General features: G+C 70.8%; 19 protein-coding genes and 3 pseudogenes. 4 read left to right on the top strand and 18 right to left on the bottom strand.

Features of this window, described 5'->3' with window-relative positions; all coding sequences use genetic code 11:
- Positions 1 to 364: 364 nt before the first annotated feature.
- The 4 genes from ABZW18_RS15240 to ribA form a co-directional block, all read right to left on the bottom strand.
- Positions 365 to 814, bottom strand: coding sequence for an SRPBCC family protein (locus tag ABZW18_RS15240; RefSeq protein WP_356187261.1), 450 nt, complete (start codon positions 812 to 814; stop codon positions 365 to 367).
- Between the two features lie 143 nt (positions 815 to 957).
- A complete protein-coding gene (locus ABZW18_RS15235; RefSeq protein WP_356187244.1) occupies positions 958 to 1,842 on the bottom strand; it encodes an SDR family oxidoreductase in 885 nt (294 codons plus the stop codon).
- Between the two features lie 185 nt (positions 1,843 to 2,027).
- Positions 2,028 to 2,993, bottom strand: a complete 966-nt coding sequence (locus tag ABZW18_RS15230; protein WP_356187241.1) for a YihY/virulence factor BrkB family protein — start codon at positions 2,991 to 2,993, stop codon at positions 2,028 to 2,030.
- A 159-nt stretch (positions 2,994 to 3,152) separates the two neighbouring features.
- Positions 3,153 to 3,809, bottom strand: coding sequence for a GTP cyclohydrolase II (gene ribA / locus ABZW18_RS15225; RefSeq protein ID WP_356187237.1), 657 nt, complete (start codon positions 3,807 to 3,809; stop codon positions 3,153 to 3,155).
- Positions 3,810 to 4,036: 227 nt separating this feature from the next.
- Here ribA and ABZW18_RS15220 point away from each other — a divergent pair, with 227 nt between their 5' ends.
- Positions 4,037 to 4,774, top strand: coding sequence for a creatininase family protein (locus ABZW18_RS15220; protein ID WP_356187234.1), 738 nt, complete (start codon positions 4,037 to 4,039; stop codon positions 4,772 to 4,774).
- A gap of 231 nt (positions 4,775 to 5,005) precedes the next feature.
- Positions 5,006 to 5,686 (top strand): annotated as a pseudogene (locus ABZW18_RS15215) (RibD family protein); the annotation flags it as partial.
- Between the two features lie 102 nt (positions 5,687 to 5,788).
- Here the strand turns inward: ABZW18_RS15215 and ABZW18_RS15210 are convergent.
- The 5 genes from ABZW18_RS15210 to ABZW18_RS15190 all read right to left on the bottom strand — a co-directional run bounded on the left by ABZW18_RS15210 (position 5,789) and on the right by ABZW18_RS15190 (position 10,291).
- Entirely contained in the window at positions 5,789 to 6,796 is a 1,008-nt protein-coding gene (locus ABZW18_RS15210) for a lysylphosphatidylglycerol synthase transmembrane domain-containing protein (RefSeq protein ID WP_356187232.1), read from the bottom strand.
- Positions 6,793 to 7,650, bottom strand: a complete 858-nt coding sequence (locus ABZW18_RS15205; protein WP_356187229.1) for a class I SAM-dependent methyltransferase — start codon at positions 7,648 to 7,650, stop codon at positions 6,793 to 6,795. Before ABZW18_RS15205 ends, ABZW18_RS15210 begins: the two co-directional genes overlap by 4 nt.
- Positions 7,647 to 8,717, bottom strand: coding sequence for a glycosyltransferase family 4 protein (locus ABZW18_RS15200; protein WP_356187259.1), 1,071 nt, complete (start codon positions 8,715 to 8,717; stop codon positions 7,647 to 7,649). The genes ABZW18_RS15205 and ABZW18_RS15200 overlap by 4 nt, the downstream gene beginning before the upstream one ends.
- 47 nt (positions 8,718 to 8,764) lie before the next feature.
- Positions 8,765 to 9,163, bottom strand: a complete 399-nt coding sequence (locus ABZW18_RS15195) for a 6-carboxytetrahydropterin synthase (RefSeq protein ID WP_356187227.1) — start codon at positions 9,161 to 9,163, stop codon at positions 8,765 to 8,767.
- Positions 9,164 to 9,292: 129 nt separating this feature from the next.
- Complete coding sequence (locus tag ABZW18_RS15190) at positions 9,293 to 10,291, bottom strand: zinc-binding alcohol dehydrogenase (RefSeq protein WP_356187225.1); 999 nt, start codon at positions 10,289 to 10,291, stop codon at positions 9,293 to 9,295.
- Positions 10,292 to 10,400: 109 nt separating this feature from the next.
- Here ABZW18_RS15190 and ABZW18_RS15185 point away from each other — a divergent pair, with 109 nt between their 5' ends.
- A complete protein-coding gene (locus tag ABZW18_RS15185) occupies positions 10,401 to 11,171 on the top strand; it encodes a CDP-alcohol phosphatidyltransferase family protein (RefSeq protein ID WP_356187222.1) in 771 nt (256 codons plus the stop codon).
- A gap of 337 nt (positions 11,172 to 11,508) precedes the next feature.
- On the opposite strand, the gene ABZW18_RS15180 is transcribed toward ABZW18_RS15185, so the two are convergent.
- The 9 genes and pseudogenes from ABZW18_RS15180 to ABZW18_RS15140 all read right to left on the bottom strand — a co-directional run bounded on the left by ABZW18_RS15180 (position 11,509) and on the right by ABZW18_RS15140 (position 19,354).
- Positions 11,509 to 11,820 (bottom strand): hypothetical protein, encoded by a 312-nt coding sequence (locus ABZW18_RS15180; protein ID WP_356187219.1) that lies wholly within the window; start codon positions 11,818 to 11,820, stop codon positions 11,509 to 11,511.
- A 106-nt stretch (positions 11,821 to 11,926) separates the two neighbouring features.
- Positions 11,927 to 12,052 (bottom strand): annotated as a pseudogene (locus ABZW18_RS15175) (monooxygenase); the annotation flags it as partial.
- Positions 12,053 to 12,456: 404 nt separating this feature from the next.
- Complete coding sequence (locus ABZW18_RS15170; protein WP_356187217.1) at positions 12,457 to 14,577, bottom strand: SpoIIE family protein phosphatase; 2,121 nt, start codon at positions 14,575 to 14,577, stop codon at positions 12,457 to 12,459.
- A 49-nt stretch (positions 14,578 to 14,626) separates the two neighbouring features.
- On the bottom strand, positions 14,627 to 15,355 hold the full coding sequence (locus ABZW18_RS15165; RefSeq protein WP_356187214.1) for a transposase: 729 nt from the start codon (positions 15,353 to 15,355) through the stop codon (positions 14,627 to 14,629).
- A 198-nt stretch (positions 15,356 to 15,553) separates the two neighbouring features.
- The gene (locus ABZW18_RS15160) at positions 15,554 to 16,369 is read right to left on the bottom strand and encodes a DUF899 domain-containing protein (RefSeq protein ID WP_356187212.1); all 816 of its coding nucleotides are present in this window, start codon (positions 16,367 to 16,369) and stop codon (positions 15,554 to 15,556) included.
- A 169-nt stretch (positions 16,370 to 16,538) separates the two neighbouring features.
- Positions 16,539 to 16,949: pseudogene (locus ABZW18_RS15155) on the bottom strand (SpoIIE family protein phosphatase); the annotation flags it as partial.
- 260 nt (positions 16,950 to 17,209) lie between these two features.
- On the bottom strand, positions 17,210 to 17,734 hold the full coding sequence (locus ABZW18_RS15150; RefSeq protein ID WP_356187210.1) for a DUF4396 domain-containing protein: 525 nt from the start codon (positions 17,732 to 17,734) through the stop codon (positions 17,210 to 17,212).
- A gap of 418 nt (positions 17,735 to 18,152) precedes the next feature.
- Positions 18,153 to 18,797 carry a DUF305 domain-containing protein gene (locus ABZW18_RS15145; RefSeq protein ID WP_356187207.1) on the bottom strand — a complete coding sequence of 215 codons (645 nt, stop codon included), beginning with the start codon at positions 18,795 to 18,797 and terminating at the stop codon, positions 18,153 to 18,155.
- 92 nt (positions 18,798 to 18,889) lie between these two features.
- Entirely contained in the window at positions 18,890 to 19,354 is a 465-nt protein-coding gene (locus ABZW18_RS15140; RefSeq protein WP_356187205.1) for a DUF6153 family protein, read from the bottom strand.
- Between the two features lie 232 nt (positions 19,355 to 19,586).
- Here ABZW18_RS15140 and ABZW18_RS15135 point away from each other — a divergent pair, with 232 nt between their 5' ends.
- Positions 19,587 to 21,092, top strand: a complete 1,506-nt coding sequence (locus tag ABZW18_RS15135) for an AMP-binding protein (RefSeq protein WP_356187202.1) — start codon at positions 19,587 to 19,589, stop codon at positions 21,090 to 21,092.
- Positions 21,093 to 21,099 lie beyond the last annotated feature (7 nt).

The raw sequence follows: 21,099 nt of genomic DNA, 5'->3' as shown, positions 1-21,099 counted from the left end.
CACCTTCGACAGGGCCCGCGCGTCCTTCGGAGCGACCTTGGACGCCTCCTCGATCCACGGAAGTTCCCCGGCCGTGGAGCCGCCGGCCCGCGAAGTCAGGGACACAGGCTTCGGGGGCGCACTCGGCTTCGCAGCAGCAGAACCCACGCTCGTCGTCATGTCATCACCCTCCTCGGTAACGGCCCCGTCGATGGCGTTCGCCTACCCCTGCGGACAGTTGCCATACGACAAAATCAGCCCCGTCCATCGCGTCCCGGGGGAAGGAGGCGCTCGGCGGGCTCGGCCTCTTCCGCAACCGGTGCGCGGAGTGCCCGGGGCGGCCCGCACGAGGCGGGCCGCCCCGGGCAGCCGGTGGGTGCGGGGCTCAGACCCGACCGCGCCACGCCCCGGTCTCGGTGCCACGGGATTCGATGAACCTCTTGAACCGCTCCAGGTCACCCTTGGCCTGGCGGGTGACGAATCCGAGCTTGTCGCCCACGGTGTCGGCGATGCCCGTCGGGTCGTGCTCCAGCTGCAGCATGACCTTCGAGCGACCATCGTCCAGACGGTGGAAGGTCACCACGCCGGCCTGCCGTACCTCACCGGCCACCGTTGTCCATGCGACACGCTCGTCGGGGAGCTGCTCGGTGATCTCGGCATCGAACTCGCGGGAGACCCCGGCCACCGACGTGACCCAGTGCGTCAAGGTCGGGCCGCGCTGCTCGACCCGCTCCACACCGTCCATGAAACGCGGGAACTCCTCGAACTGGGTCCACTGGTCATAGGCCGTCGAAACCGGGACAGCGACCTCGATGGACTCCTCGACCTGCGACATGCTGAAACCTCCTTGATCGCTCAGCGGAAAGGGCTCCGATGCGCGTGCCCTCCCCGCGGCGATGTAGACGGCCCCGTAGCCAACGATGCCGACGCGATCGAACGAGCGCTGGTCGGCGGACTTCCCGCCCATCGCGATGACGCTCAGGGCAGGGGCGTGCCGCCCGTGGCGTTGAGGATCTCCGCCGTGATGTAGCTCGCGTCCTGGGATGCGAGGAACACGAACGCCGGCGCCATCTCGGCCGGCTGGGCAGGGCGCTGGAGCGGGGACTGCTCGCCGAAGGACGAGGTGTCCGGCAGCGTGGCGGGGATGAGCGGCGTCCACACCGGCCCGGGGGCGACCGCGTTGACCCGGATTCCACGGTCGGCGAGGTGCCCGGCGAGGCCCTGGGTGAAGGTGACGATCGCGCCCTTGGTCGTGGCGTAGTCGAGCAGATGGGGGCTGGGCTTGTACGCCTGCACGGACGTGGTGTTGATGATGCTGCCGCCCTCGGGCATGTGGGGCAGCGACAACTTGCTGAGCCAGAACATGCCGTACACGTTGGTCCGCATGACGCGGTCGAACTGCTCGGTCGTGATCTCGGCGATGCTGTTGGGCTGCGACATCTGATAGGCGGCGTTGTTCACCAGGACGTCGATGCCGCCGAATTCCGCCACCGCGAGGTCCACGAGCCGGCGGCACTCCGCCTCCTCCCGGATGTCGCAGACCACGGCGACTGCCCGGCGTCCGGCCTCCACCACGAGACGAGTCGTCTCGTGGGCCTCCTTCTCCTCCTCCGCCAGGTAGGTGAACAGCACATCCGCCCCCTCCCGGGCGAAGGCGAGCGCCACAGCGCGCCCGATCCCCGAGTCACCACCGGTGATCACGGTGCGCCGGCCCTCCAGGCGCCCGGTGCCGCGGTAAGAGTCCTCACCGTGGTCCGGCCGCGGTTCCATGCGTTCGGTGTCCCCGGGGTGAGGCTGGTCCTGCTGGGGGAAGCCCGGCTGCGGGTACTGCTCGGCGGGGTTCTGCTGGTCGTGCTCGCTCATGGCCAACACCTCCGGTCACGGCTGGGGAACAGGATCACGGGTGCCCGATCACCGCACGAGGGAAACGGCCGGTCACCCCGCGGGGGAACGGTCGGCGGCGGTCGTGGCCGTCGCCCGCCCGCTGAAACCGGGGCCGTACGCATCTGGGGCCCCACCCGGGGCAGCCGGGGTGCGGGCCCGCACGATCACGGACCGGGCCCCGGGTCCGGGTGCACCGCGTCGGTGATGCCGGCACGTGCCGCCTCCAGCTGCGCGGCGAAGGCGACGCCGAGGAACAGCGCCACGCCGGTGAGATTCGCCCAGAGCAACAGAGCCACGAACGCGGTCAGCGGGCCGTACACCGTTCCGAACGATCCGCTCTGCGCGACGTAGAGCGCCAGCAGCCAGGTCGCAGCGACCCACAGGACGAGGTGCACCGCGGAACCGAAGGCCAGCCAGGTGTACCCCGGTTGGTCGCGCCGGGGCGACCAGTGGAAGATCACTGCTGAAGCCACCCAGGCGAGCAGCACACCGACGGGGATCTGCAGCCAGGCCCACCAGCTGAGCAGGTCCTCGTCCCAGTGCAGGGCGTCGACCAGGGACTCCCCCACGGCCTCGCCGGCGACGAGGATCAGGAAGCCCAGTACCATCGGTGCGCCCGCACCCAGCGAGAGCAGCAGGCTCCGCCCGTACTTGAGGTGGAACGGACGGTCCCGCTCGATGCCGTAGATGCGGTTCATCCCTCGCTCGATCTGCGCCATCGCGGACGTCAGATTGAGCACCGCGAAGCCCAGCCCCAGCCACATCGCCACGGCGCCTCCCGCATCGGCACCGGCACTGCGCCGGGTTCTGCCGAGCGCGTCCTGGATCAGGTCGGCGCTGGCACCCGGAGCGATCCGGCTGAGGGTCAGCTCGACCGTGCGCGCCACGCTTTCGGTGTGCACGGTCGTGGCCACGCCCACCAGGGCGATGGTGAACGGCACCATGGCCAGTACCACCTGGAACGCCAGCGCCCGGGAGTGGCTGAAACCGTCCGCGTAGCGGAAACGGGAGAAGGCGTCGAGCAGCAGCTTGCGCCCTTTGTACCGGCGCAGGGCTGTCCAGGCTTCGTCGCCGGAGAGTTCCTCACCGATCATGTCCCGCGTCTGCGGAACGTGCACCGCCGTCCCCATCGTTCGCCCGCTCCGCTCATCGTCCGTTGTCGCAGGCAGAGTACGTGGGCGTCCGCGGGGTGGTGCTCGGGGAGAGGTCTGGGCAGGGAAGGACGGCGGTGAGCCCCGCGGTGGTGAGCGCGGCACCGACGAGGGTGAGCGGGTCGGTCACATGCGGCGTCAGGACCAGTCGGCCGCGCCGTCCAGGTGCGGCAGGTAGTGGTGGAGGCGCTCGCGTTTGGTCCGCAGATAACGGATGTTCTCTTCGCACGGCGGCATGAGCAGTGGGACCTGTTCGGCGATTTTTATGCCGTGCCGCAGCAGCGCTTCCCGCTTGAGTGGGTTGTTCGACAGCAGCCGTACGGATTGCACACCGAGGTCGTGCAGGATCTCCGCCGCCACCCGGTAGTCACGGGCGTCGACCGGCAGCCCGAGGGCGAGATTCGCCTCGACCGTGTCCAGCCCCTCCGTCTGGAGCTTCATCGCCTTCAGTTTGGCCAACAGACCGATCCCCCGCCCCTCGTGGCCCTGCAGGTAGACGAGAATGCCACGCCCCTCCGCCACGATGGCGCTCAGCGCCGCGGACAGTTGATCGCCGCACTCGCAATGCGTGGACCCGAAGGCGTCTCCGGTCAGGCACTCCGAATGCACGCGGGTGAGTGCGCCCTCGCCCTCGACGACGCCGTATACCAGCGCCACTTGTTCCTGCCCGCAATTGCGGTCCAGGTAGCCGATAGCGAGAAAATCGCCGTGCACGGTGGGCAGTCGGACATTCACCACTCGTTCGACACCTGACTGACCAGTACCGTTGACGAGCACGACATCGCTTTCTGTCATGGCGTGATCCTACCCCTGCTGGTAAACGCCGGCTGGCGTACGCGAAACAATGACAAAGGAACAGCAACCAGGCGCCCGGTTCGTCCCGTTCGGTCGGCGGGAGCTTGCCGTTGCCACGTAGCCTGCTCTTGTGGGCGCGTTCGGAAAAATCCGTTCGTGTTGCGTCCGCATTCAGGCCGCGCGGCGGCCGACGTCCCGCAGAACGAGGTACGAAAGGCCGGAAGAACATGAGCGGTTGGGGAACGCACGAGACGGCGCCGGGCCTGTTGCCGCTGAGCACCACCGAGGAGACGAGGGCACAGCGGGCCGATGTGGCCGTCCTTCCCATCGGCAGCTTCGAGCAACACGGTGCATTTCTCCCGCTGGTGACCGATACGGTGATCGCCTGCACCATCGCCGGGGAGATCGCCGCCGCGTATCCGGTGCTGCACCTCCCTCCGGTCACCATCTCCTGTTCCCACGAGCATGCGGCCTGGCCGGGGACGGTCAGCATTTCCGCGACGACCCTCTACGCCGTCGTACGGGACATCGCGGACTCGCTCCGCCGGTCCGGTATCGGCACCCTGATCCTGGTCAACGGGCACGGCGGAAATTACGTACTGCGCAACGTGGTTCAGGAATCCTTCGGCGGCGGTACCCGCATGGCGCTTTTCCCGGGTTCGGCGGACTGGGATGCGGCGCGGGCCAGGGCCGGCATACAGACCCCGTCGCACAGCGATATGCACGCGGGAGAAGTGGAGACATCCATCCTGTTGCATGCCCATCCTCAACTGGTCCGTCCCGGCTATGAGACGTCCGATTGTCTTGCCGACGACCGGAAGCATCTGCTGAGTCTCGGTATGTCGGCCTTTACGGAGTCCGGCGTCATCGGCCGCCCCTCAATGGCGTCCGCCGGCAAGGGAAAGGAGCTGCTGGCCGGTCTGGTCGATTCCTTCGGCGAGTACCTCTCGCTCCTCGCCCCGTAAAATGTCAATAACGTCAATTCGCCCTTCCTGTCGGTCTTCGTGAAACTTCGTGGAGCTTCGCGGAGCTTCGTGGAGGCCGCACGGTGACAAGATCCGTTCCGATTGGTAGACAGAGGCGAGTACTCCCCGGCTCCGTTCCGCCAGGCACGGACCGTGACGAAAGGCGCCCATGTCCCGATCGACCGAATCCGCCGGCATCCGACAGCCGGTCCGCGCCCGGCAGGTGACGGGATGACCGGCCGCTCCGCCGAGCACCGCGACGGCGTGCCGGATGCGGGCGTGCTCGACGCGGCGGAGGCCTGGAACCGGCTGCGCGGCATCCGGTCCGCGGCGGACGCCGAAGCTGCGGGGCTGGTCCGGGGCGCGGACGGCGGCCGGCAGTGGGGGCAGGACGCCTCTCCCGAGGCGGCGCTGCTCGCCGACCGCTATCTGGCGCTGTGCCTGGCAGGTCCGCGGCTCGCGTTCGCGCAGCTCGGGCAGAGCCTGGACGGGTTCATCGCGACCCGTACCGGCGACGCCGACTACGTCACCGGCGAGGAGGACCGCCGTCATCTGCACCGCCTGCGGGCGCTCGCCGACGCGGTGGTCGTCGGGGCCGGGACGGCCGTGGCGGACGATCCGCAGCTGACGGTGCGCGCCTGTCCGGGGGCCAGTCCGGTACGCGTCGTCCTCGATCCGCGCGGCCGGGTCCCGCTGCGGCGCCGGGTGTTCACCGACGGTGCCGCGCCGACCCTGTGGGTGGTGGGCGCGGGCAGTGACCGGGGGCGGGTCCCGGACGGCGACGGCGTCGATGTACTGACCTTGCCGGACGATGCGTTCGCCCCCGGGCGCCTGATACCGGCGCTCGCGCGGCGGGGCCTCGGCCGGGTGCTGATCGAGGGCGGCGGCATCACCGTGTCGCGCTTCCTGCACGAGCGTGCACTGCACCGGCTGTACGTCACCGTGGCACCGGTCCTGCTCGGTGACGGCATCCCGGGGATCCGCTTCCCCGGCACGCCGGTGATGCGGAACGCGCTACGTCCATCGGTGCGACGCTCCGCTCTCGGCGAGGACACGCTGTTCGAACTCGAGCTGGGGACGCCGGGGCCGCAACCCGGCGAACCACCCGCCCAGGACCACGCCGACACCGGGCAGGCTCGCGACGAGGGTGAGCACTCCGTACACCACGGCGACGGTCAGCCCCTGGGCCGCTCCTAGGCCGGCGGCGCCGAACGCCCATGCGGTGGCTCCTTCCCGCGGCCCCCAGCCGCCGACGTTCAGCGGCAGCGCCATGGCCAGCAGCGCCAGCACCATCAGGGGCGCCAACTCGGCCGCCGGCGCGGTGGATCCCGCGACCCGGGCGGCGAGCAGGAACATGCCGAGGTGTCCCGCCAGCACCGCGACGGAGGAGATCAGCACTCCCGGCCAGCTGCCGCGGGCGAGCAGCCCGAGGCGGGCCTCGGCCAGCGTGGCCCGGACCGAGCGGCGCCAGCGCGAGGTGCCGGGCTCCCGGCGGAGCAGGACGGCGGCCGCGATCACCAGGCCGCACACCACGGCAAGGGCCAGTGCGGCGCCCGGCGTCGTGGCGAGGTGCCGGGCATCCGCCAGAGCGGGGGACGGCAGGGCGAGCAGTACGGCCGCGCCGACGGCGAGGAGGGCGACCTGGCCCGCTGCCCGTTCGAGGACCACCGCGCGGACACCCCGGCCGAGGTCACCGGAGTTCTGGCCGTGCCGCACCGCGCGGTGCACATCACCGAGGACACCGCCGGGCAGCGCCGCGTTGAGGAACAGGGAGCGGTAGTAGTCCGCGACGGCCCGGCCCAGCGGCAGCCGGAGGCTCAGGCCCCGGGCGACCAGGCACCAGCGCCAGGCGCTGAACACGGTGGTGAGGAGGCCGATGGCGAGAGCGGCCAGGAGGGTCGGGGCGTCGATTCTGCGCAGCCCGTCCAGGAACGCTCCGGTGCCCAACCGCCACAGCAGCACCGCGAGGATGCTCAGTCCCACGAGTGTGCGGATACGGGCCCAGACCTCGCGTGCTGTCATGACGTCCCGCCCGGCGGCAGGGGCAGTGCGAGCAGATCGCTGTGGTGCACCAGCACCCGCAACTCGCCCGCCGCGCACGCCTCCAGGCGGCGCCGCAGATAAGCCTCGGCGCCCGGGGCGAGGTCCGGCCGCTGGTCACAGGCCGCGCCGACCCAGCCCCGGAGCCACTCCGCCGTCAGCGCGGACTCATCGGCGCCGAGCCGCCACGGGCTGGCGTGCACCCGTACCGTCGCTCCCCGTCGTCCGAAGGCTTCGGCGGCCGCCTCGACGGCCTCCGGTCCGAGCATGCCCCGGCCCTGGTCACTGCGGCGCTGATGGGCGTTGAACGCGTCGGCGATCTCGGCGTCCAGCGGGTCGGCCGGTGTGAACTCGACCCGCCCCACCACGGAGAGCGCCAGCAGCGCCGGGCATCCTGCGTCGGCGCAGGCGGCGACGAGCCAGTCCAGCTCGTCGCGGGTGAGTACATCCAGCAGGGCTGAGGCGGTCACCAGCGAGGTGCCGGCCAGGCCGTCCGCCGTCAGGCGGGCGATGTCGCCGCGCTCCGTCGCGACCGTGACGCGGCTGCCGTCGGCGGCCTTTCCGGGTGTCAACGCCACGGCCCGGTCGAGCAGATCGGGGTCGTGGTCGTGCAGGATCCAGTGCTGGGGGCCGGGCAGCCGGGGGGCGAGCCAGCGTCCCATGGAGCCGGTGCCACAGCCGAGATCGCGGATCACCAGCCCCGGGCCCCGCCGTGGCAGGTCCGCCAGGTGGCGTCGCAGCGGGTGGAGGAGTCCGGCCGCCCGGGCGGCGGCGTCGGCGCCCTCCCGCAACTCCAGCCATTCCGGGGCGTAACGGGGCGTGTGGGTGGCGCTCATGCGGCCCTCCGGGGTTCCCGGCGGAGCTGTTCCAGCGCGTCGGCCAGGCTCCGTGATGTCTTCTCCCAGCCGTCGAGCACGGCACGCCGCTCCCTTGCGGATGCCCTCGAGCGACGGCGCAGGTCGGGCTCGTCGAACCAGCGGCGCAGCGCCGCCGTCAGTGCCGACGGGTCGTCCGACGGTACGAGGAGGCCCGGCACGCTGCCGTCGGGCGCGCGCCCGACCGCCTCCGGGAGACCGTCCACGGCCGTCGCCAGTACGGGAATGCCGCGCGCGAGCGCTTCGGTCACGACCATGCCGTACGTCTCGGCGTACGAGGCGAGCACCAGGAGGTCGGCGGCGGCATAGCGCGCGTCCAGGTCTGCGCCGGCCTGCGGGCCGACGAGATGCAGCCGGCCGCCGAGGTCGTGCTTCTCGATCAACTCACGGAGCCCGGCGACATAGTCGGGTTCGTGGTGCAGGCTGCCGGCGCAGATGCAGCTCCAGGGCAGGTCGGCGACGGTGGCCAGGGCTTCCACCAGCCGGTGCTGGCCTTTGCGCGGGGTCACCGAGGCGACGCACAGCAGCTGCGAGGCGCCGTCCGTACCGGATGCCAGGGGCGCCACGTCGGCGCCGGGGGCGGCGACATGGACCCGGGCGGGGTCGAGCTCATGGTGGGTCACGAGCCGGCGGGCGGCCCAGCCGCTGGTCGCCACCACCGCCGGCACGGCGCGCAGGGTCTCGCACTCCCGTGCGTCCAGGTCAGCCGCCTGGCCTGGGGCGAGTCCTGTCTCGTCACCCAGCGGCAGGTGCACCAGCACCGCCAGGCGCAGCCGTTGGGCCTCGGGGACGACGATTCCGGGGAGGCCGCAGGCGACGAGTCCGTCGAGGAGGACGGTGGTGCCGTCCGGGAGCTCCGCCAGTATCCGGGCCAGTTCGGCGCGAGCGGCCGCTCCGGGCCGCGGCCAGGAGCCGGCGACGGCGTGCTCGTGGACCTGCCAGCCGGCGTCGGGCAGGTCCTGGCACACCCGGCGGTCGTACGTGTTGCCGCCGCTCGGCGCGGCCGGGTCATCGACGTCACCGGGCATGACGACGTGCACCGAGCGCACGGCCGTGGTGGTGGCGTCGGCGCGGTTCACAGGGTGCGCTCGAAACTCGCCCAGGCGATATGCGATTCGTGCAGGGTGACCGTGATCCCGGCCAGGTCGCGGGCGCCCTCGCCCAGGGCACCGGCGTGCACCCGGTCGGCGAGGCGGTCGGCGATGACCTTGGCCAGGGCCTCCGTTGAGGTGTTGATGCCGGCGAAGGCGGGTTCGTCATCGAGATTGCGGTAGTTGAGCTCGCTGACCACACCGCCGAGTTCCTGGGTGGCCAGCCCGATGTCGACGACGATGTTGTCCGCGTCCAGCTCGGGGCGGCGGAACGTGGCGTCCACGATGAACGTCGCTCCGTGCAGGCGCTGCGCGGGTCCGAAGACCTCTCCACGGAAGCTGTGAGCGATCATGAGATGGTCGCGGACGGTGATGCTGAACAACGGTTGACTCTCCAGGTGTGGGACGTCCGCCCCGCCGGGGCGTGGGGGTGGCACGGGCCGGCTCCGTAGTCCGGATCCGGGCCGAGCTCGTTCTCCTGCTCATGGGTACGGACCGGGGCGTACTCCTGCTCAAACTCGTGCAGGATCCGTTTCGGATTCGTACAGGACGCGGTGGCAAAGCGCCGGGAGAGCGCCGGAGGTGAGCCGGGGCAGCACCGTCGGCAGCTCCTCGAAGGCGCATTCACCGGTGATCAGCGCGTCGAAGGCGGGGTCGGCGAGCAGGTCGAGGGAGACCGCGAGACGGTCGGCGAAGGTCCGGCGCGAGCGCCGGGCCGGGGAGACCGCCCCCACCTGGCTGCTGCGCACGACAAGGCGGCGGGAGTGGAAGGCCTCCCCCAGCGGCAGGCTGATGCGCCGGTCGCCATACCAGCTCAGCTCGAGGACCGTGCCCTCCGTGGCGAGGAGCTCCAGTGAGCGCGCGAGTCCGCTCTCGGTGGCGCTGGCATGGACGACGAGGTCGCATTCACCCGCGGCGTCCTCGGGGAGCGCGAAGTCGACGCCGAGCGCCTTGGCGATGTCCGCACGCGTGGGATCCGCGTCGACGATCTGGACGCGTACGGCGGGGTACCGGGCGAGGACGGCTGCGACGCAGCAGCCGACCATGCCCGCCCCGACCACGGCGATCCGGTCGCCGATCAGCGGCGCGGCGTCCCACAGGGCGTTCACCGCGGTCTCGACCGTCCCGGCCAGCACGGCCCGCGCGGCGGGGACGGTGTCCGGCACCGGGGTCACGGCGCTCGCCGGTACGACGTACCGGGTCTGGTGCGGATAGAGGCAGAAGACCGTACGGCCGAGCAGGGATTCGGGGCCTTCTTCGACAACACCGACATTGAGATAGCCGTACTTGACGGGCCCGGGGAATTCGCCGTCCTGGAACGGCGCCCGCATGGTGGTGTATTGGCTCTCGGGTACGCCGCCGCGGAAGACCAGAGTCTCCGTTCCGCGGCTCACTCCGGAACAGAGAGTGCGCACCAGAACATCGTCGGCGGCGGGCTCGGGCAGGGACACCGTCCGGATCTCACCGTTGCCGGGAGAGCGGAGCCAGAAGGCGCGGGCGTCGCGCTTCATCGGCATCCTCCTGAACAACGGGGCCCTGGTCCACGTACTGGAAGTCGTCACGGCCGCGCATACGATACGCGGCGCTCATCGACTCTGTCACACAGAGGGAGGAGGCAGGATGGCCCTGCACGACGGCTGTGCCAGAACTCTGCTCCGGCCGGAAATCCCAGAGGTGTTCCGGCGGGAAACCGCGGCGGGACTGGGCGCGCAGATGCTCCTGCTGGGGTGTCTCTGGGCAGCGGCCGGTCTGGGACCCGCGGGGTGGCTGGCGGGTTCGGCGTTCGCCGTCGCCACCTGGGCCGTGCTGTCGCTCGCCCTCAGCCGGTCGTGGGCCGGGTCCTTCGGCCCCGCCAACGGCGTCACCCTGGGCCGGGCCATGCTCGTCGGAGGTGTGACCGCCCTGGTCGCGGACTCGTTCGGGAGGCGGCCGCCGGTCGCGGTCCTGGTCGCCCTCGCCACGGTGGCGCTGATCCTCGACGCGGTCGACGGCCAGGTCGCCCGGCGCACCGGGACGGCGTCCCCACTGGGGGCACGCTTCGACATGGAGGTCGACGCCTTCCTCATCCTGGTGCTCAGCGTCCACGTCGCCATGTCGCTGGGCGCGTGGGTGCTGTTGATCGGCGCCATGCGGTACGCCTTCGTCGCGGCGGCCCGGGTGATGCCGTGGCTGCGCGGACCGCTGCCGCCGGGCACGGCCCGCAAGGCGGTCGCCGCGCTGCAGGGCATCGTCCTGGTCGTGGCCGCCGCCGGGATCGTCCCGCCCTCGCCGGTGTCGGCGATGGTCCTCCTGGCCCTGGCCCTGCTCGTCTGGTCCTTCGGACGCGATATCGCGTGGCTGTGGCGCAAAAGGGACCGCGGGACCGTCGCGGCAGTCCCGGACGTGGCCTGAGGAGGTCCGATCTGGCTGTATGAGGCCGGGCTTTCCCGGCCCAGGAAGCTGCGTCCGAAACCATTCGCCCGCCTCGGCCAGACGACTGCACAACAGGCCACGGCCTGACGTCACATGCTTGGCCAACTGCGCCGGGCGATGGGTGAGGCTTCCTGACCTGCTACGACGGTCGGCGCCTCAGGGCCGCCTGGAGGTCCGTGGGCGTTCGTGGGCGCCCCGGTCAAGCCCGTTGACCGGTAAGCGGATGGCTTCTGAGAGGTCAGACTGGCGCCGTCCATGACTGTGCCCCCGCTGGGTCGCCTTGCGGGGGCACAGTGCTGTTCTCAGGTCGCCTACTTCACTCCGTTACCACGTAGGAGAGGAGGTAGTAGGCGCCGTCCTTGGTGAATTTCAGGGTGTCGCTGCCCCCCTTGACCACATGCTCGCCGAGGAAGTCCTCGCCGTCCGGTGTGTCGCGTTCGACCAACGTGATACGGGCCTCGCCGGTGAAACGGACGGATTTGTCGACTGAGTACGTTAGGCCCTCCTCTACGTTCAGGTCTGCGACTGGTTCACCATTCACCTTGATCCTGGGCTCGTCCTGGTTGAGGCCCAAGTTCCAGTCTTCGGCAACCTTGCAGGTGAGCGTGTTCAGGTAGAGCGTGGGCATGCTGCTTCCCCCATGGTCGGGTTCTGCCTGGCAACAACGTGTTGAATGCTGCCACAGCGCGATCAACGATCACTAATCTCGTCAGTAGAGGGAGCCGCCATCGCACGCCCTGGCCGAGGTTGGGGGCCGGCGCGTGGGCGGCGTCGCCAAGCCAGGCGATCCGGCCGTGGTGCATGCGTGGGAGCGGGGCGGCCAGATCGTAGAGGTCGTTCCGGAGAACGTCGGCCGGGTCGAGGCGGCCGACGCGGTCCAGCAGGGAAGGGTCCTCTCGGGGTGACGTCGGGGACGCGGGTACGCACCAGGGATGGAGAGACGGGGCACGGTGTCAGCTCTGGGCGGGCACGCGCCAGGAGCTGAGCCGCGTCAGCGCGGTATGCGAACGGCGTATGTACTGTTCCCGTGCGGCCTCGCACGCCGGGTTGAGGGCTCGCCTGAACTCCCCCGCCACCACTGGTACTTGATCCGTCGTCAGATGCAGAAGCGCAGCACAGCGCCAGGCTCAGCGGAACGAACGGGTCGAAACGGCAGCCGCAGCATGTCGGCCCGCACCAGAGGGGATTCGGGGGCGAGTCGCTGCCACACATATGTGCGCGGCGGGCGCTCACCACGCAGATCTTGTCGACCACCCGCGCCGGGTCAGGGCGCCGCCTCCGCCCCACTCGCCGCCTCCGTCCCGCTCGCCGAACACGACCGGGCGCGGGCGATGAGCAGGGCGACGTCGTCGTGGTTGTCAGGGTGGCGCAGGGCGAAAAGGAGCCCGTCACAGGTCTCCTCAAGAGACCGCTGGGGCTCGGCGAGAAGAGCCAGGAGGGCGTCCAGGCGCTCGTCGATGGCCTGGTCACGGGTTTCGACCAGGCCATCGGTATAGAGGATCAGCTGGTCCCCGGGCTCCAGAGGGACAGTGGTGGTGCTGAAAGTGACTCCGCCGACGCCCAGCGGGGAGCCAGCGGGCAGGTCGAGCAGCCGTGGGGCACGGCCGGGGTGCAGCAGGACGGGCGGCAGGTGTCCGGCGTTGGAGATGCGGCACTGCGCGCGATGCGGATCGTACACCGCGTAGACGCAGGTGGCGATGTCCTGTTCCAGGCTCTCCGTGATGTGGTCGAGGTGGCGCAGGACCGAGGCGGGGTCGAGGTCGAGATCGGCCAGCGTGCGTGTGGCGGTGCGGAGTTGACCCATGGTGGCGGCGGCGCTGAGACCGCTGCCCATGACGTCCCCGACGACAAGCGCTGTCTTGGTCCCGGACAGAGGAATGACGTCGTACCAGTCGCCGCCCACTTCACTGGCCGCCTGCGCGGGCTGATAGCGGTGGGCGACTTCCAGACCGGGTTGGTGCGGTGGCTTGTGGGGAAGCAGGCTGCGCTGGAGAGTCAGCGCGGTGTCGCGCGCCCTCTGGTACCAGCGGGCGTTGTCGATGCATACGGCCGCCCGCGCCGCGAGCTCACCCGCCAGGACGACATCGTCCTCGTCGAAGGGCAGGGGGTTCTGGGTGCGCTTGAGGTCGAGGGCGCCGAGGACCTCGCCGCGGGCGATCAGCGGTACGGCCAAGTAGGAGTGCAGCCCGGCGCGCGCCAGGAGTTCGGCGGCGTCGGAGCTGCGGGCGATGCGCAGCAGGTCATCGCTGTCCGTATGGGACACCAGGACCGGGCGGCCGGAGGTCACGCACTCGGTGACCGCACGGTCGGCGTCGTACGTGGCGAGATCGCCGGGCCGGTCGGCGGCGCGTACGGCCTCGGTGGGGCAGGACGGGGACACGGCAAGGGCGCGGAACAGGGTGGGCCCGTTGCCCGGCTCCGCCGTCGAGCGGCTGTTCAGGATGCTGTCGAGCACGTCCACGGCGGCCACGTCGGCCAGTTCCGGGACGGACACCTCGGCGAGCTCGCGGGCTGTCTGGCCGAGGTCGAGTGTGGTCCCGATGCGCAGCGAGGCGTCGGCGACGAGCGCGAGACGCCGCCGGGCCTGGGCGGCCTCGGTCGTGGCGCGGTGCCGCTCGGTGACGTCCACCACCGAGGTGGCCACCCCCAGTACCTTGCCGTTGGGGGCATCCAGCCGGTAGTTCGATACCGACCATGCCTGCTCCTCCTCCGAGTCGGTGGCGCTGCGGCCGACGACGAACCGGTCGAGGATCGGGTTGCCGGTGGCCAGGACCTCCCGCATCGCGGACTCGGCGGCCTCGGCGTCCAGGAACGGCAGAACGTCGCGGGCGGGACGGCCGGCATGCTCATCGGCGGACAGGCCGTTGATGCGCTCCAGCGCCGGATTGACCGTGACGCACCGCAGCTCGCGGTCCATGACCGCCAGCCCGACCGGGGACTGGGACACCAGCCGGGTGGACAGTGCCAGGTCCCTCTCCACCCCCCGCAGGGTTGCCTGGTCGGTGGCGAGGCCCAGGGCGAAGATGTCTCTCCGCTCGTCCTCCAGCCGCATGTTGCGGAACTCCGCCAGCCGCATGCTGCCGTCCTTGTGCCGAAAGGGAAAGACTCCGGCCCAGCTGCCGCCGCCTCCCATGACCTGGTCGAACAGCTTGATGACGAGTTCCAGGTGCTGCTCGTGGACCAGCAGCGGGCCCGCGTACTGCCCGAGGGCCTCGTCAGCGGTGTAGCCGAACAGCTGTTTCGCTTGCGGGCTCCACAGCACGATGCGACCGTCCGCGTCGAGGACGACGGCGGCGACGTTCAGCACGTCGAGGAGGCCACCCGGCTCGGAGGGGGCAGCCGGTGTCCGGCCCGGGTCCTCCCCGAAGAACTCGGCTTCACTCATCCCAGGCACTCCCTTCCGCCCTGCCGAGAAGGTCGCAGCCCCATACCCGCTACGACCAGCCGGCCCTCCCCTCTCGCCCGTTCCGGCGCTTCCATCGTCTCTCCGCAGCGGCGGGGTCGGCACCCTTCCCGGTGCTCGTTCTGCAATCGGCGGCACCCGGTGGGCGAGGACGAACCGGCCTGTGTACCCGGCGTCGGCCCACACCGGGGTGATCGTGGAGAACGCCTCGCGCAGCGCGGCGGTGATGCGGAACGCACCGTCGCGGTCCTACAAGGAGGCGGTCGTGACCACGCCATGCCAGCAGCAGCCCGCCGGTGTCGACCGCGACGTGGTGCTTGCGGCCCTTGATCTTCTTCCCGCCGTCGTACCCGCTGCTGGCGGTCGGGACGGTGTCGGCGGCGCGGACGGTCTGGGAGTCGATCACGCCCGCGGTCGGCACGGGGCCACGCCCGTCGGCCAGGCGCGCACGTTCACGCAGCGCTGCGTAGATCCGGCACCACGCCCGCGCGCGGGTCCACCGGCGGAACAGGGCGCAGACGGTCTGGTGCGGCGGGAAGCCGGCCGGCAGGGCCCGCCAGGCGATCCCGCCGCGGACCAGGTAGAAGATCGCGTCCAGGACCAGGCGCCGGTCCCACTTCTCGGGCCTGCCCCCGCGCCCGCCGGTGCTCCCCGCCGCCGGGAGCAGCGGCGCCGGCAGCGCCCACTGACCGTCGGTCATCGTCGAACCGGGGTAGAAGTGCCGCCGCGAGGGACGATCGCCACGGCCGTGAGCAGGCATGACCAGTACTGGCACTCCGGCGATACGTGCACCCGGACTCCTGGTAGGACTGGCAAGCCTGGACAGCCCCTCTCCTACCAGGAGTCCTTTACCTTCCGGGCGAACCGCCCACCGATCGAGCGCGCGGGGGCCGTTCGCATCGTCCGGAGGTTCCGCCCGGCACCTGACACCTTTGCCGACGCCGTCGAAGAAGACGCGTCAGTGCTGGTGGCCCTGGCGGCCGAGGGTCTCCACAGGGGTCGCGCCGGGGCGGGTCCACTGCGGCACGGGCCGGCTGGTCGGGCCCCAGGTGGCGACGCCGTCGGCGTCCGAGCGCCAGTACCAGCAGGCCTGGCGGCCCTCGGACGGGTGCCCCTCACGGACATCGCCGATCACGGGCCAGCCCTCGGGGTTGTCCTCCCACGCCTCGCCGCGGCCGTAGGGCGTCATGTCGAGCAGGCCGAGGGATCCGTTGACCGGCTCGTTGCCACGGCCCGTCGTGGAGTAGGTGAGGAACACGCGGTCGCCGTCGCGCAGGAAACAGACGATGTGCCCCATTTCTCCGCCGACCGGCGCCTCCACGCCCCGCACCGAGTACCAGGGCTGGGTGTAACCCATGAACTCGACGTAGGGAGCCACCTCGTCCCACGGGCCCGAGGTCAGGACGGCGAACGAGACGCCCCGGGCGTTGAGGTAGACGGCGTCCTTCACGTGCCAGGCCGTGGTGGTGCAGCCCTCGCACTGCCCCTGGTGCGGCGCGCCGTCGTACCACATGTGCTGGTAGACCACGAGCTCGTCGCGACCCTGGAACAGGTCGAGGAACGGGACCGGCCCGTCAACGCCGGTGACCTCGACCGCGCCGTCGAGCTCGACCATCGGCAGCCGCCGCCGGGCCGCGGCGATCGCGTCGCCCTCACGGGTGTGCGCCTTCTCGCGGACCAGCAGCTCCTCGCGCGCCGCCTGCCAGGCGGCCAGGTCGACGACTGGCGGCTTGCCGGGGAGGTTGCTGCTCGCGTTGCCGGGCGTGGTCGTCATGGTGTCCTCCGTGGTGTCTCGTGCCGGGCAGCGTCGTACCACGTCCTACGACGCTCACCAGAACAGACTCGCGACCCGGCCGGAACTCATCGCGGCAGGGGCACCCTCGGCCGAGCCTGCACGGACCACGTCGGGCTGACAAGTTTACAGACGCGCTCTCAATCGCGATCATGGCGGCGTCGTCGCCCAGACTTCCGCCGGTGTACCGGAGCAGATCGTCGTGGAGGTACTGCACGAGGGAGCCCGGGCCGGCTCCGTTCCAGGTGGCGACTCGGTCGGCCGGCGGGTAGAAGGTCCCGGTGCGGTCCCGGGCCTCGATGACCCCGTCGGTATAGAGGAAGAGAAGATCGCCGGACGTCGGCGAGCGTCCGGACGGTGTGTGATCGTAACGGGGCCCGGCCTGAACGGTGCCGCGCCGCAGCCGAGGAGCCCTCCCGCCCGACCTGTCCCCCCGCCTGACCTGCCCGACGTGTCCGCACCGCCCGACCCGACCTGCCCGAACGCCGTTGTCCAATGCCTCCGCCGCCACGGACCCGCGCCGTCCGGCAAGTGATCCCTCCGGCAAAATGCTGCGCTTCATCCAGCCAGCCCCGCGGCCGGTGACTTCGGGCAGGACTGCCGGCATGCTGCGCTTCATCCAGCCCCGCGGCCGGTGACTTCGGGCAGGACTGCCGGCCCGGCCGGCCGTGATGCCCTCCGGCGTCGACGGGCTGCGGGTCCGCGTACGCAAGCGTTGGACGGCACTCCGTCATCGACGTGAAACCCCTGCTCGGCCCAGGGTCCGAGCGCTGAAGCGCGCGGCTGTACGGGGCAGCGGCGGCGCGAACGCCCGGGCCGGGGTCAGTGGTAGGCGTGGACGACGGCGTGGCCCTTGCCGCGGCCGATCATCCACTTGTTGACGGGCGTGGTGATCAGGAACGCGACGGCGAAGCCACCGAGGAGGGCTCCCCAGAACAGCCCGTCCGACAGCTCGGCGTCCATGGCACCGGGGGTCAGGGCGATGATGCCGTTGTCCACCAACTCCATGACAGCGATGGATACGGTGTCGGCGGCCAGGGCGATACGGATGGAGGCCTTGAGGCCGACGCCCGCCTTGCGACGCACCGCGTACAGGGTGAACGAGTAGCCGAAGAGGAACGCCAGGGCGATCGCGAGGACCATCGTGGGGACATTGCCCCAGAGAAGCGCGGTGCCGATGGCCATGCCCAGGATCTCGCCGATGACGCAGCCGGTGAGGCAGTGCAGCGTCGCCTGAGAGGCGGTTCGCCAGGAGGAACCGCCACCGGTCGGCGTGTGCTCGTCGTGCCCGCGGTGGTCGTACTCGGCGTCGGCCGGCGTGCTGGTCGGGCGAGCGGTGTGGTCCACGGCCTTTTCCCCTTCCCATCCAGTGTGGGTCCGGCGGGAGCGCCCGGCATCCCTCACCGATTTTATACCCCCCAGGGGTATTACGGGAAGAGTGGTCGGTCTTGTCCCGGGAGCGGCTGATGGCGGCTCTCCGGCCGGTGCTCGAGCCGGTGCCAGGCCGTCGGCCACCGAACCTGGGAGGAGTTCCTGGCCGAGCGGCTGCGTTAGCGCACCGATGCGCTGTCCTGCGACTGTTTGCGGCCCCGGGCATTCCGGCACTCCGGCACTCCGGCACTCCCGAGCGCCTCATTTCGCCGGTGACCCCATGTGTGCTTCGGGTACGGCGACCGTCGATGGGCTCGTGCGCAGAGCCCACCGACGGTGGCTTGGTGCGCTGGGGGGCAGGACGGCGGTCGCCCCGCCCCCGTGGCACCTGCGGTCAGTTCTTGCCGAGCAGCCTGTTGATCTCGGTGATCTCGGCGGTCTGCGAGGTGATGATGTCCTCGGCCGTGTCCTTGGCGGGCTGGTACGAGCCTTCGGACTTCTCGGTCGCGGCCATTTGCACGGCGCCCTCGTGGTGCTTGACCATCATCCGCAGGAACGCGGTCTCGAAGGCTTTGCCGGAGGCCTTCTCCATCCTGTCCATCTCCTCGGGCGTCATCATCCCGGACATCGAGTGCCCGGCATGGCCTCCGCCTGCGCCCTCGGAGGGAGTCTGCTCACCCCAGGAGGCCAGCCACCCGGACATGGTCCTGATCTCCGGGTCCTGTGCCTTCTTGATCTCCTCGGCCAGCGTCCTCACTGCCGGGGAATCCGCGCGGGTCTCGGCGATCTCGGCCATCTCCACGGCCTGGCGGTGATGGGGGATCATGCCCTGGGCGAACGAGACGTCGGCGGCGTTGTGCCCGCCCCGCTCGGCAGAGGCCGTGGCGTTCGAGGTGGTGGTGGGCGAGGAGCTCTTGCCGTGGCCGTCGTGCCCGGCAGAGCTGGCGTCGCCTCCGCCGCAGGCGGTCAGCGTCATGGCGGCTGCGACGGCCGCCGTCACAACGGCGGCGCGGCGGATCAGGGATCGGTGTGCGGTCATGGGTGTGCAACTCCTGTCACGTACTGCGAAGAGTGGGCATGACGAAGGCGGCCACCGGCTCGAGGCAGGGAGGCGGGTGCCGCGGAGGCGCCCTATATGCGCAGGAGTTGCAGTTCGCTCAACGACGGTGGGGCGCGTCCGCCCAGCGCCGCTGCCGGTGCCATGCCGGGCACGCTCGCTCCGTCGTCGGTGACCACCGCCACGGGTGCCAGGGCGGGCAGCGCGGGAGCGTTGCTGGTACCGCCGGCAGCGCACGTACCGTCCGCGTGCTCCACGTGCCCGCCGGACCCGCCGCCGCTGCCGTGATCCGCATGCTCGCAGCTCTCGCCGCTCGCGGAGCCGTCGCTGCCCTCCGAGTGCCCGCAGCAGGTCTCGGCGTGAGCCGCCTCGGGAGCTGCCCTGACATGACCGGAGACCGGCCGAGGGTGGGGATTCGCCGGCACGGAAGGCGACCCCAAGCCGTGCATGGCCACCACTCCGGCCAGGACGGCAAGCATCAACAGCAGGTAGGCCCTTGCCCCGAGAGGCAAGACCGCCGGATGCGAGGGCCGTCTCATGGCCGCCATCGTAAGCGCACCCCGTTCCTGGCCGCAGTCCCACCCCCGCCGATCACCCCTCGACTGCCGGAGCCGGGAGTGGGGCAGCCGTCGGGACGGCCGTACGGACTGTGCTCCGCGCACAACCGGCTTCGCCGGAGTCGTCTCCCGCGCCTATGGGCCGGCGAGGCGGCGCGTTCGTACTGTCTCTCATCACAGCGCGGCGGACTGACTGTGATGGAGGAGACCCGACATGCACTTTGCGGAACTGCCTGATGTGCGCGCAGCCCGGAGCCCCGATGCCCCGTGCGTCGCCGACGATGCGGTGCGCCTGGGCAATGCCGAATTCCTGGCGTGGGTCCGGGAGGCCGCCGCGACCCTGCGGCGGCGCGGGGTCAGGAGCGGCGATGTGGTGGCGGTGATGCTGCCCAACCGTGTCGAGTTCGTGGTCGCGCTCTTCGCGGTCTGGCGGCTGGGGGCCACGGTGACACCGGTGAATCCCACCCTGACCGCCGCCGAGGCCGGTCACCAGATCGCCGACTCGGCCGCGAAGGTCGTCATCGGACAGGACGGCGGCGTGTCCCTGACGGTGGACACGATCGACGTCGCCGAGCTGCGTACGGGCGCCGACGCCGTACACACCTCCAACTCCTCGGGCGAATCCGGCACTTGGCAGGATGCAGCGCCCCCCGACACCGACGCACTCGCGCTGCTGATCTACACCAGCGGCACCACCGGAAAACCCAAGGGCGTCATGCTCACCCACGCCAACCTCGCGGCGATGTCGACGATGATGACCGAGGTGTCGCGGCTGGGCGAGGACGACCACAGCCTGCTGGTCCTCCCGCTCTTCCACGTCAACGGCATCGTCGTCGGAGTGCTGTCGCCGCTCCTCGTGGGAGGCAGGGTCACCGTCTCCGGACGCTTCAAGGCCGATACGTTCTTCCGCACCGTCGAGGCGGTACGGCCGACCCACTTCTCGGCCGTACCGGCGATCTACGCGATGCTGGCGGCACTCCCGGAGGCGGAGCGCCCCGACACCTCCTCCGTCCGCTTCGCCGCGTGCGGGGCCGCACCGATGCCGGCCGAGCTCATCGAGCGGTTCGAGAGCCGGTACGGGATCCCCGTTGTGGAGGGCTACGGCCTGTCGGAGGGCACCTGCGCGTCAACGGCGAACCCTCTCGACGGACTCCGCAAACCGGGGACGGTGGGCCTGCCCATGCCGGGCCAGGAGGTCGCCGTCACGGACCCCTCGGGCCGGCTACTGCCGCAGGGCGCCACCGGTGAAGTCGTCCTCCGCGGCCCCCATGTGATGCGCGGTTACCTCAACAGGCCCGAGGAGACCCGCCGCACGGTCGTCGACGGCTGGCTGCACACCGGTGACATCGGCCGGTTCGACGAGGACGGTTACCTCGTGCTCGTCGACCGCATCAAGGACATGATCATCCGCGGTGGGGAGAACATCTACCCCAAGGAGATCGAGTCGGTCCTCTACGGCCACCCCGAGGTGTTCGAGACTGCTGTCGTCGGGGACGCGCACGGCGTACTCGGCGAGGTGCCCGTCGCCTTCGTCGTGCTGCGCCCGGACGCCACCGTCACCACGGACGGGCTCCTCGAGCACTGCCGGGGCGCGCTGTCGCGCTACAAGCTCCCGGACCGCGTCGTCGTGCTGGAGACCCTCCCCAAGAACCCCGTCGGAAAGATCGACAAGCCCCTCCTCCGGGCCGAGCTCGCCACGTCCGCCTCCCCGGCCGTCTGAACCGCCT

Origin of the sequence: Streptomyces sp. NPDC004647 (assembly GCF_040609575.1) — a bacterium.
Classification (GTDB): domain Bacteria; phylum Actinomycetota; class Actinomycetes; order Streptomycetales; family Streptomycetaceae; genus Streptomyces.
Note: the sequence above shows the minus strand (reverse complement) of the source record. Positions and strands in the feature narration are given on the sequence as shown.

Coding starts and splice junctions, on each gene's coding strand:
- ABZW18_RS15170 (WP_356187217.1), bottom strand. CDS start 14,577: ATGAGTGAAGCCGAGTTCTTCGGGGAGGACCCGGGCCGGACACCGGCT.
- ABZW18_RS15240 (WP_356187261.1), bottom strand. CDS start 814: ATGTCGCAGGTCGAGGAGTCCATCGAGGTCGCTGTCCCGGTTTCGACG.
- ABZW18_RS15205 (WP_356187229.1), bottom strand. CDS start 7,650: ATGAGCGCCACCCACACGCCCCGTTACGCCCCGGAATGGCTGGAGTTG.
- ABZW18_RS15145 (WP_356187207.1), bottom strand. CDS start 18,797: ATGACCGCACACCGATCCCTGATCCGCCGCGCCGCCGTTGTGACGGCG.
- ABZW18_RS15230 (WP_356187241.1), bottom strand. CDS start 2,993: ATGGGGACGGCGGTGCACGTTCCGCAGACGCGGGACATGATCGGTGAG.
- ABZW18_RS15180 (WP_356187219.1), bottom strand. CDS start 11,820: ATGCCCACGCTCTACCTGAACACGCTCACCTGCAAGGTTGCCGAAGAC.
- ABZW18_RS15200 (WP_356187259.1), bottom strand. CDS start 8,717: ATGCCCGGTGACGTCGATGACCCGGCCGCGCCGAGCGGCGGCAACACG.
- ABZW18_RS15235 (WP_356187244.1), bottom strand. CDS start 1,842: ATGAGCGAGCACGACCAGCAGAACCCCGCCGAGCAGTACCCGCAGCCG.
- ribA (WP_356187237.1), bottom strand. CDS start 3,809: ATGACAGAAAGCGATGTCGTGCTCGTCAACGGTACTGGTCAGTCAGGT.
- ABZW18_RS15160 (WP_356187212.1), bottom strand. CDS start 16,369: ATGACGACCACGCCCGGCAACGCGAGCAGCAACCTCCCCGGCAAGCCG.
- ABZW18_RS15140 (WP_356187205.1), bottom strand. CDS start 19,354: ATGAGACGGCCCTCGCATCCGGCGGTCTTGCCTCTCGGGGCAAGGGCC.
- ABZW18_RS15210 (WP_356187232.1), bottom strand. CDS start 6,796: ATGACAGCACGCGAGGTCTGGGCCCGTATCCGCACACTCGTGGGACTG.
- ABZW18_RS15185 (WP_356187222.1), top strand. CDS start 10,401: ATGGCCCTGCACGACGGCTGTGCCAGAACTCTGCTCCGGCCGGAAATC.
- ABZW18_RS15135 (WP_356187202.1), top strand. CDS start 19,587: ATGCACTTTGCGGAACTGCCTGATGTGCGCGCAGCCCGGAGCCCCGAT.
- ABZW18_RS15165 (WP_356187214.1), bottom strand. CDS start 15,355: ATGCCTGCTCACGGCCGTGGCGATCGTCCCTCGCGGCGGCACTTCTAC.
- ABZW18_RS15220 (WP_356187234.1), top strand. CDS start 4,037: ATGAGCGGTTGGGGAACGCACGAGACGGCGCCGGGCCTGTTGCCGCTG.
- ABZW18_RS15190 (WP_356187225.1), bottom strand. CDS start 10,291: ATGAAGCGCGACGCCCGCGCCTTCTGGCTCCGCTCTCCCGGCAACGGT.